We start from the raw sequence: 9,509 nt of genomic DNA on the forward strand, positions 1-9,509 counted from the left end.
GCGCGCCCTGCAGGCGCGGCTGCTGGACCGGCACGACGCGGTGCTGGACGCCGTGCCCAGCGGCGGCCGGGTGCGGCTGATCCGTCGCGCCGGCGCCGACGACGGCGCGCTGGGGCTGGCGCCCGGCCAGGCCCAGCCCGTGGAAGCACGGCTGGAGGACGGCTTCATGCTGCTGCTGCGCGCGCGTGGTGGGCAGCAGGCGGTGGCGGACGCCTCGGCCTTCGAAGCTTCGGCGCGCCCGGCGGCGCTGGTGGGCGAGGGCGCGCCGGTGATCGAGGTACAGGACCTAGTGCGCCGCTTCGGCGACTTCGTGGCCGTGGACCGCACCACCTTCAGCGTGCGGCGCGGCGAGATCTTCGGGCTGCTGGGCCCCAACGGCGCGGGCAAGACCACCACCTTCCGCATGCTGTGCGGGCTGCTGCCGGCCAGCAGCGGCGTGGCGCGCGTGGCTGGGCTGGACCTGCGCCGCGCCCGCGCCGCGGCGCGCCAGCACATCGGCTACGTGGCACAGAAGTTCTCGCTCTACGCCAACCTGTCGGTGTTGGAGAACCTGCGCTTCTTCGGCGGCGCCTACGGCCTGCACGGGCGCCGCCTGCGCGAGCGCATGGACGCGGTGCTGCGGCAGTTCGAGCTGCGCGGCCACGAGGCGCAGCCGGCCGGGCAGCTGCCTGGCGGCATCCGCCAGCGGCTGGCGATGGCGGTGGGGCTGCTGCACGAGCCCGAGATCCTGTTCCTGGACGAGCCCACCAGCGGCGCCGACCCGCTGGCGCGGCGCGGCTTTTGGCGCCGCATCACGGCGCTGGCGGCCACGGGCATCACCATCGTCGTGACCACGCACTTCATGGAAGAGGCCGAGTACTGCGACCGCATCGTGATCCAGGACGGCGGCCGGCTGCTGGCGCTGGGCACGCCGCAGGAGGTGCGCCGCCAGGCCGGCGAAACCGACGCGCGGCGCCTGGACATGGAGCAGGCTTTCATCGGCATCGTCGAGCGCGCCCGCGTCGCGCGGCAGCCGGAGCGCGCGGCATGAGCGAAGGCCGGCCCGGCATGCGCGGCGACGGTGGCCGCGACGGCGGTTTCTGGCGCCGGCTGCGCTCGCTGGTGCGCAAGGAGTTCCGCCAGTTGCTGCGCGACCGCAGCAACCTGCTGGTCGGGCTGGGGTTGCCGATCGTGCTGATCCTGATCTTCGGCTACGGCCTGACGCTGGACGTGCGCAACGCGCGCCTGGTGCTGGCGCTGGACGACGCTTCGCCCGCGGCGCTGGAGGTGGTGGCCGCCCTCGACGGCTCGCCCTACATGGCCACCACCCGCGCGCTCTCGCTGCCGCAGGCGCTCTCGGCGCTGGAGGCGCACCAGACGGACGCGCTGGTGCACGTGCCGGCCGACTTCTCGCGCCGCCTGGCTGCCGGCGACGCGCGGCTGCACCTGCTGCTGCAGGGCGGCGACCCGATCCGCGCCGCGGCGGTGCAGGGCTACGTCGAAGGCGCCGTGGCGGTGTGGGCGCAGAAACGGCTGGACCGCGCGGGCCTGCGGGCTGGTGGCGCCGGCGTGGTGGTGGTGGACCGGATGTGGTTCAACGCCGCCAACAACAGCACCTGGTACCTGGTGCCGGGGCTGATCGTGCTGATCATGACCCTGGTGGGCACCTTCCTCACCGCGCTGGTGATGGCGCGCGAGTGGGAGCGCGGCACGCTGGAAGCGCTTTTCGTCTCGCCGGTGCGGCCGGTGGAGGTGCTGCTGGCGAAGATCGTGACCTACTTCGTGGTCGGCATGGTGGGCCTCGCCCTGTGCCTGGTGGCCGCGCGCGGGCTGTTCGGCGTGCCGCTGTACGGCTCGCTGGCGGTGCTGCTGGCGGCGAGCATGCTCTACATGGTGGTGTCGCTGGGCATCGGGCTGCTGATTTCCGCTTTCACGCGCAACCAGTTCCTGGCCAGCCAGATCGCCATCCTCGCGAGCTTCATGCCCGCGCTCATGCTCTCGGGCTTCGTGTTCGACCTGCGCAACGTGCCGCTGGCGGTGCGCGTCGTGGGCCACGTGCTGCCGGCGACCTACTTCATGGAGCTGGTCAAGACGCTGTTCCTGGCCGGCGACCAGTGGGGGCTGATCCTCAAGGACGGCGCCATCCTGGCGGCCTACGCCGTGGGGCTGCTGGGGCTGGCGCGCGCGGTCACGCGCAAGCGGCTGGATTGATGGCCTTTTCCTGATGACGACAGCAATCACTCCGTCACACCCGCGCAGGCGGGTGTCCACGCGCTCCGGGCGGCATCCCGGCCGGCGTGGATGCCCGCCTGCGCGGGCATGACGACGTTTCTTCAGAGGACCGACGTCAATGCTCTCCGCGCTGCTCGACACGCTGCGACGCCTTGTAAACCTGTGCCGCAAGGAGTTCCTGGCCGTGCTGCAGGACCCGGCCAGCCGCGTGGTGCTGGTGGTGCCGGCCATCCTGCAGAGCCTGCTCTTCGGCTACGGCGCCACCTTCGACCTCACGGACGTGCCCTACGCGGTGCTGGACCAGAGCCGCGGCGAGGCTTCCACGAGGTTGCTGGCGCACCTGGACGGCACGGGCGTGTTCCAGCGCGTGGCGACGCTGCAGGCGCCGCGGCAGATGGCCGAGGTCATCGACGCCGGCGATGCGCTGCTGGTGCTGCATTTCCCGCCGGACTTCGAGCGGCGCCTGTCCGCGGGCCAGCCCGCGCCGCTGCAGCTCATCCTGGACGGGCGCAACTCCACCACCGCCGGCAATGCGGCGGCGCAGGTGCGCGCCGTCGTGGCTGCGTTCAACGCCGCGCTGCCCGGCGCCGCGCGGCCGCCGGTGACGGTGGCCTCGCGCGCCTGGTTCAACCCCAACCTGGAGACGCGCTGGAACATCATGCCGGGGCTCATCGCCTCGCTGAGCATGATCCAGGTGATGATGCTCGCGGCCCTGTCGGTGGCGCGCGAGCGCGAGCAGGGCACCTTCGACCAGCTGCTGGTCACGCCCTACACGCCGCGCATGCTCCTGGTGGGCAAGGCGCTGCCGTCGATGCTCATCGGGCTGCTGCAGTCCTCGCTGATCCTGCTGGTGGCGCGCTTCTGGTTCGGCGTGCCGATGGTGGGCAGTGCCTGGACGCTGTACGCCGGGCTGCTGCTGTTCACGCTGGCGGTGGTGGGCACGGGCCTGTCGATCTCCGCGCTGTCGGCCAACATGCAGCAGGCGATGCTCTACACCTTCGTGCTGCTGATGCCGCTGGTGCTGCTGTCGGGCCTGGCCACGCCGGTGCGCAACATGCCCGAAGGGTTCCAGATCGCCACCTACGCCAACCCGCTGCGCTTCGCCATCGACCTGGTGCGCCGCGTCTACCTGGAGGGCGCGACGCTGGCGCAGGTGTGGCAGGACCTGGTGCCCTTCTTCTGCGTGGCCGCCGTCACGCTGCCGCTGGCGGGCTGGCTGTTCCGGCGCCGCCTTGTCTGAGCCCCGCCATGCCCACTTCCCGTCCCGCGCTTCCATGAACCGCCGTCGCCTGATTCCCGTGGCCGCCGCGTTGGCCCTGCTCGTGGGCTGCGCCACCGTCGGCCCGGATTTCCATGCGCCCGCGCCCGCCGTCCCAGCCCAGCGGCCCACCAGCGCGCCGGACCTGGCGAGCGGCCTGCCGGTGAGCGAAAAGGTGCTGCCGCAACGCTGGTGGACGGTGTTCGGCGACCCGGTGCTGGACGGCCTGCAGGCGCGGCTGCTGGAGAACAGCCTGGACCTGCGCAACGCCGTGCTGCGCTTCGCGCAAAGCCGGCTGCAGCGCAGCGTGGTGGCTTCGCAGGCGCTGCCGCACGTGGACGCGCGGGCGCAGGCCACGCGCCAGCGCCAGAGCGAGCACGGGGCCGAGACGCGGCTGGTGCGGGCCTTGCCCGGCGCCAACCGCGAAGAGATTGCCGAGCTGCTGGCCGAGCCCTTCCCGCTGTACCAGGCGGGCTTCGACGCCTCCTGGGAACTGGACTTGTGGGGCCGGGTGCGGCGCAGCGTGGAGTCCGCTGACGCGGGCGTGGAGGCCGCCGATGCGCTGCTGGCGCAGGCGCGGCTGGCGCTGTCCGGCGAGCTGGCGCGGGCCTATTTCAACTTGCGCCTGGCGCAGCGGCAGCAGGCGCTGCTCGACGAGCAGGCGGCCGTGGCGCGCGACGCGCTGGGGCTGCTGGAAGGCCAGGCGGCGCACGGGCTGATTGCCGACGACGAAGTGCTGGCCCAGCGCGCCCGCGTGGCGGAGCTGCAGGCGCTGCGCCCACCACTGCGCGCGCGCGAGGCGGCGCTGCTCAACCAGCTCACGACCCTGAGTGGCGTGCTGCCGGGCGCACTCAACGAGGCGCTGGCACCGCTGCCCCTGCCGGCTGACGCTGCGGCGCCGGCGCTGCCGGACCTGGCGCTGGGCCTGCCTTCCGCGCTGGCACGCCGGCGCCCGGACCTGCGCGCCGCGGAGGCGCAGCTGCATGCGGCCACGGCCGACATCGGCATCGCGGTGGCGGATCTCTACCCGCGCATCGCGCTGGGGGCGAGCGCGGGGCTGCAATCCATCGAGGCCGGGCGCTTCGGTGAGTGGAGCTCACGCACCTGGCAGATCGGCCCGGTGCTGAGCCTGCCGCTGTTCGACCACGGCCGCCGCCGCGCCACCGTGGAGCTGCGCAAGCTGCAGCAGCAGCAGGCCGCGGTGGCCTACCAGCAGGCGGTGCTCAAGGCGTGGCAGGAGATCGACGACGCGTTGGCGGACTACGCGGCGCAGCGCCAGCGCCATGCGCGCCTGCGCGAGCGGCTGGACGAGCGGCACCGGGCCTGGGCGCTGGCGCAGGGCCGCCGCGCCAGCGGCCTCAGCAGCGAGCTGCCGGTGCTGCAGGCGCGGCAAGCCTGGCTGCAGGCGCGCGCCGATCTGGCTGACAACGACGCCAGGCTGAGCACCGCGCTGGTGGCGGTGTTCAAGGCGGCGGGGGGAGGAATGGACGGCGGCGAGTGAGGACCGGACCAGGCCGCTTCAGTGGGTGTCAGCTGGTTTCAGCTTCCAGCCGGCTACGCCGGCGCGGCCGATGCGACGGGAGACACCATCCGCCGCGCGTCCGGACCGTAGCTGAGCAGCTTCTCCCGCTGCTTCGCATCGCTTGCCGGCACCACTTCAAAACCCTGGCGTCGCCAGTACGGCGCGGAGTCGTTGACGGCGGTCAGGGCCAGCGCCAGCAGGCCCGCCGCCGCGGCGCGCTCGCGCAGACAAGCGAGCAGCGCTGCCGGTGCGCCCAAGCCGCGCGCCGCGGGCAGCAGCGCGACGTCGTGCAAGTACCACGTATCGGGCCGAGGCGGCAGTGCGCCCAGCAGCGTGTCCAGCGCGGGCGGTTCGCCGCGCCAGGGATGGCTGATGCAGTAGCCGAGCGGGTCGCCATCGCCTTCGAGCACCAGGCAGCCGCCGGGGTGCAGGGCCAGCCGCTCGGCGAAGACTTCATCACGCTCCGGGTAGCCGGGATGGACCTCGGCGGCGACGCGCAAGACGGCGGGCAGGTCGGCCGGCGCCATGGCGCGCCAGCGCGGCGTGGGTATCGGGAACGGGGCGGGTGTCACGGGCGAACAAAAGGCGGGATTCTCGCCCGCCGAGCAAGGTGTTCCGGTTCTCCGTCAAGTGCGCCTCAGACCCCGCGCGGCAGCACGCCTTCCACCTCCACGCCCCGGTCCGTGTTGCGTCCCTCCACGCGCCCGCCGTGCGCGGCCACGAACTGCTGGACGATGAACAGGCCCAATCCCAACCCGCCGCTGCGCCCCTCCTGCGCGCCCTTGAAGGGGTCGAACAGGCGCGGCAGCGCGTCCTCCGGGATGCGCCCGGCGTTGCGCACCACGAAGCGCAGCTCGTGCGTGTCGCCGCCGTCGAGCACCAGCTCCACCAGCTGTTCGGGCTCGCCGTGCTGCAGCGCGTTGCCCACGAGGTTGGAGAACACCTGCGCCATGCGGTCGGCATCGAAGCGCCCGCGCAGGTCGCCCATCACCAGCAGCTCCATCCGGGCGCCGGGATGCGCCTGCCGCAGCTCGGCCACGGCGGCCTCGGCCACGGCGCGCAGGTCGTGCGGCTGCGGGTCCAGCGCCAGCGTGCCGGAGCGGATGCGGGAGAAGTCCAGCAGCTGGTTGATCATCTGCGACATGCGCCGGCCGCTGTCCTTGACGCGCTGCGCCGCGCGCCGTCCCGCGTCGCTGGGCGCCAGGTGCTTGAGCACCTCGGCGCTCATCAGCATCGCCGACAGCGGCGTACGCAGGTCGTGCGAGAGCACGGCCATCATCACCTCGTTGAGTTTCAACATCCGCTCCAGCGCCTCGTTGCGCTGGCGCAGCAGCCGGCGCTGGCGGTGCAGCTCCACGAACACGCGCACCTTGCCCTGCAGCACGTGCGGCTCCAGCGGCTTGTGCAGGAAGTCCACCGCGCCGGCCTCGTAGCCGCGGAACAGCCGCAGCGGGTCGCCCGGCGCGGCGGTGACGAAGATGATGGGGATGTCGCGCGTGCGGCTGGAGCCGCGCATGAGCTCGGCCAGGGCGAAGCCGTCCATCTCCGGCATGTGCACGTCCAGCAGCGCCAGCGCCACGTCCTCGTGCTCCAGCAGCAGCTCCAGCGCCTGCGCGCCCGAAGCCGCGGTGAGCAGCTGCAGCCCGGGCTGCTGCAGCAGCGCCTGCATCGCCAGCAGGTTCTGCGGCACGTCGTCCACGACCAGCAGCTTCGCCGGCTCGGCGTCGGCGGCCGCGGCGTCGTCGCGGGGATCGCGGGGAGGTTCCAGGGCGTTCATTCGGATCGGGCCGCCAGGCGGCGGCACATCTGGTCAAGGGTGAGCACCGCATCGGCGCCGGCATGGGCCAGCGCCGCGGCGGGCATGGTGGCGGCGCTGGCGCTGGCCGGGTCCTGCACCCAGGCCTGCCCGCCGCGGCGGCGCACGGCTGCCAGCCCGGCGCTGCCGTCGGTGCTGGCACCGGTGAGCAGCAGCGCCAGCAGGCGCGGGCCGTAGGCGGCGGCGGCGGATTCGAACAGCGGGTCGATGGCCGGGCGCGAGAACAGCACCGGGTCGTCCACCGAGAGCGCCAGGCAGCGCTCGGGCTCCACCAGCAGGTGGTAGTCCGGCGGCGCCAGCGTGACGGTGCCGCCGCGCACGGGCTGCTTGTCCAGCGCCTCGGCCACCGGCAGCGCGCAGGCCGCATCCAGCAGCTCGGCCATGAGGCTCTCGCGGCCCGGGGACAGGTGCAGCACCACCAGCACCGCGGGCGCGAAATCGGCGTCCAGTGCGCCCAGCAGCGTCTGCAGCGCCTGCACGCCGCCGGCGGAGGCGCCGATCACCACGGCATCGGCATCGCGCCGGGGGATGAAGTCGAAGGGCGGCGTCATGGCAGCTTCCGATAAAGGCGCTGCGCCGGGCACCAGTCTTCGAAGGCATCGGCGTGCGCGCTGAAGCTGAGCGTCTCCCGGTTGCCCAGGCCCAGGAAGCCACGGCGCACCAGCGCCTCGCGGAACAGGCCCAGCGCCCGGTCCTGCAGCGCGCGGTTGAAGTAGATCAGGACGTTGCGGCAGGACACCAGGTGCACCTCGGAGAACACGCTGTCGGTGGCCAGGCTGTGGTCGGCGAACACCACCTGCCGGCGCAGGGCGCGATCGAACACCGCGCCGTGCGGCGAGGTGGCGTAGTAGTCCGAGAGCGAGCGCGTGCCGCCGGCGGCCAGGTAGTTGCGGCTGAACTCGGCCATGCGCTCCAGCGGGAACACGCCGCGCTCGGCCCGGCGCAGCACGGCCGGGTCGATGTCGGTGGCGTAGACGATGCTGCGCTCCAGCAGCCCTTCCTCGGCCAGCAGCACGCAAAGCGACCACACCTCCTCGCCGCTGCTGCAGCCCGCCACCCAGAGCTTGAGCGAGGCATAGGTGCGCAGCAGCGGCACCACCTGCTCGCGCAGCGCGCGCCAGTAGGGCGGGTCGCGGAACATCTCCGACACGTGCACCGTGAGAAAGCACAGCGCCTGCTGGAACAGCGGCGGCTCGCGCAGCAGCCGGTGCTGCAATTGCGCCACGCTGGCGCAGCCGAAGTGCTCCAGCGCCTGGCGCACGCGCCGCCGCATGGAGGCGATGGCGTAGTCGCGGAAGTCGTGCTGCCAGCGCAGGTACACCGCCTCCAGCAGCAGCTTCACCTCCAGGTCGAACAGCTCGGGGTCCTCGTCGTCCAGGTCCATCAGGGGGGCGGGGCAAGCGGCGTTCACTTGGGGCACCAGACGCGGCACAGCGACACCAGCCGGTCCACGTCGATGGGCTTGGCGATGTAGTCGTTGGCGCCGGCTTCCAGGCAGCGCTCGCGGTCCTCGGGCATGGCCTTGGCCGTGAGCGCGATGATGGGCAGCTCGGCCCAGCGCGGCTCGGCACGGATGCGGCGCATGGCTTCCAGGCCGTCCATCTCCGGCATCATGATGTCCATCAGCACCAGGTCGATGTCCTGGCGCTCCAGCCGCTGCAGCGCCTCGCGCCCGTTGCGCGCGATCTCCAGCCGCACGCCCAGTGGCTCCAGCACGCTGGAGAGGGCGAAGATGTTGCGCGCATCGTCCTCGGCCAGCAGCACGCGGCGCCCGTCGAGCACGCTGTCGCGCTTGAGCGCGCGGCGCAGCATCTGCTGCTGCTCCGGCGGCAGCGCCGATTCCACGCTGTGCAGGAAGAGCGTCACCTCGTCGAGCAGCCGCTCCGGCGAGCGCGCGCCCTTGACGATGATCGACTTGGAGTAGCGCCGCAGCCGCTGCTCCTCGTCGCGGGTGAGCGTGCGGCCGGTGTAGACGATCACGGGTGGGAAGGCCCGGTCCTCCATGGCCGCCATGCGGTCCAGCAGGTCGTAGCCGCTGCCATCGGGCAGCGCCAGGTCCGTGACCATGCAGTCGAAGCCTTGGCCGTGCAGCGCCTGCAGCGCCTCGGCCATGGTGCCCACGGCCGTGATCTCCAGCGAGCCGTCGGCCAGCAGCTTGCGCAGGCTCTCGCGCAGCGTGGCGTCGTCCTCCACGATCAGCAGCCGGCGCAGCGGCTGCTGCAGCCGCTGCTCGATGGCGCCGATGGCGTGGGTCAGCGCCTCCTGCGTCGTGGGCTTCATCAGGTGTCCCACCGCGCCCAGCTCCATCGCCGTCTGCCCGCGCTCCAGCGCGGAGGCGGTGTGCACGGGCACGTGGCGCGTGGCGGGGTCGCGCTTGAGCTGCTCCAGCACCGTCAGGCCCGAGCCGTCGGGCAGCATGATGTCGAGCAGGATGCCCTGCGGCCGCAGCTCGCGCGCCAGGCGCAGCGCCTCGGCGGCGGTGGGCGCGATCACGCCGTCGAAGTCGTGCTCGTGCACCAGCCGCAGCATGGCCTGCGCGAAATCGGGGTCGTCCTCGACGATCAGGATCAGCCGCCCCGGGTGTTTGCGCTGCTCGCGGTCGTCGCTTGTCTGGGCGATCGCGGGCGGCCCCTGCACCGGCGCCTGCGCCGGCGCGGCGACTTCCGTGGGCGCCGCACGGCCGGCCGCCGCGGTGGCCGGGG

General features: G+C 72.9%; 9 protein-coding genes. 4 read left to right on the forward strand and 5 right to left on the reverse strand.

Annotated elements, in window-relative coordinates:
* From Q0741_RS16390 to Q0741_RS16405, 4 genes are all read left to right on the forward strand, one after another.
* The coding region (locus Q0741_RS16390; RefSeq protein ID WP_298234270.1) for an ABC transporter ATP-binding protein at positions 1-1,030 on the forward strand (1,030 nt) is incomplete at its 5' end.
* Positions 1,027-2,190 carry an ABC transporter permease gene (locus Q0741_RS16395; RefSeq protein WP_298234271.1) on the forward strand — a complete coding sequence of 388 codons (1,164 nt, stop codon included), beginning with the start codon at positions 1,027-1,029 and terminating at the stop codon, positions 2,188-2,190. The genes Q0741_RS16390 and Q0741_RS16395, both read left to right, overlap by 4 nt.
* Before the next feature lie 139 nt (positions 2,191-2,329).
* Positions 2,330-3,451: an ABC transporter permease gene (locus Q0741_RS16400; protein WP_298234272.1), complete on the forward strand. Its 1,122-nt coding sequence runs from the start codon at positions 2,330-2,332 to the stop codon at positions 3,449-3,451.
* A gap of 34 nt (positions 3,452-3,485) precedes the next feature.
* Positions 3,486-4,970, forward strand: coding sequence for an efflux transporter outer membrane subunit (locus tag Q0741_RS16405; protein ID WP_298234273.1), 1,485 nt, complete (start codon positions 3,486-3,488; stop codon positions 4,968-4,970).
* Between the two features lie 53 nt (positions 4,971-5,023).
* On the opposite strand, the gene Q0741_RS16410 is transcribed toward Q0741_RS16405, so the two are convergent.
* The 5 genes from Q0741_RS16410 to Q0741_RS16430 all read right to left on the reverse strand — a co-directional run.
* Positions 5,024-5,563 (reverse strand): GNAT family N-acetyltransferase, encoded by a 540-nt coding sequence (locus Q0741_RS16410; protein WP_298234274.1) that lies wholly within the window; start codon positions 5,561-5,563, stop codon positions 5,024-5,026.
* 65 nt (positions 5,564-5,628) lie between these two features.
* Positions 5,629-6,768 (reverse strand): hybrid sensor histidine kinase/response regulator, encoded by a 1,140-nt coding sequence (locus Q0741_RS16415; protein ID WP_298234275.1) that lies wholly within the window; start codon positions 6,766-6,768, stop codon positions 5,629-5,631.
* Entirely contained in the window at positions 6,765-7,358 is a 594-nt protein-coding gene (locus Q0741_RS16420) for a chemotaxis protein CheB (RefSeq protein ID WP_298234276.1), read from the reverse strand. Before Q0741_RS16420 ends, Q0741_RS16415 begins: the two co-directional genes overlap by 4 nt.
* On the reverse strand, positions 7,355-8,191 hold the full coding sequence (locus tag Q0741_RS16425) for a CheR family methyltransferase (protein ID WP_298234278.1): 837 nt from the start codon (positions 8,189-8,191) through the stop codon (positions 7,355-7,357). The genes Q0741_RS16420 and Q0741_RS16425 overlap by 4 nt, the downstream gene beginning before the upstream one ends.
* 23 nt (positions 8,192-8,214) lie before the next feature.
* Positions 8,215-9,509, reverse strand: a 1,295-nt coding sequence (locus Q0741_RS16430) for a response regulator (RefSeq protein ID WP_298234277.1), incomplete at its 5' end; no start/stop codon positions are given.

It is taken from the genome of uncultured Azohydromonas sp. (genome assembly GCF_937926365.1).
Lineage (GTDB): Bacteria > Pseudomonadota > Gammaproteobacteria > Burkholderiales > Burkholderiaceae_C > Azohydromonas.

Excerpts from the sequence above, each read along its gene's own strand:
- Q0741_RS16395 (WP_298234271.1), top strand. The coding sequence starts at position 1,027 with ATGAGCGAAGGCCGGCCCGGCATGCGCGGCGACGGTGGCCGCGACGGC.
- Q0741_RS16400 (WP_298234272.1), top strand. The coding sequence starts at position 2,330 with ATGCTCTCCGCGCTGCTCGACACGCTGCGACGCCTTGTAAACCTGTGC.
- Q0741_RS16405 (WP_298234273.1), top strand. The coding sequence starts at position 3,486 with ATGAACCGCCGTCGCCTGATTCCCGTGGCCGCCGCGTTGGCCCTGCTC.
- Q0741_RS16415 (WP_298234275.1), bottom strand. The coding sequence starts at position 6,768 with ATGAACGCCCTGGAACCTCCCCGCGATCCCCGCGACGACGCCGCGGCC.
- Q0741_RS16420 (WP_298234276.1), bottom strand. The coding sequence starts at position 7,358 with ATGACGCCGCCCTTCGACTTCATCCCCCGGCGCGATGCCGATGCCGTG.
- Q0741_RS16425 (WP_298234278.1), bottom strand. The coding sequence starts at position 8,191 with ATGGACCTGGACGACGAGGACCCCGAGCTGTTCGACCTGGAGGTGAAG.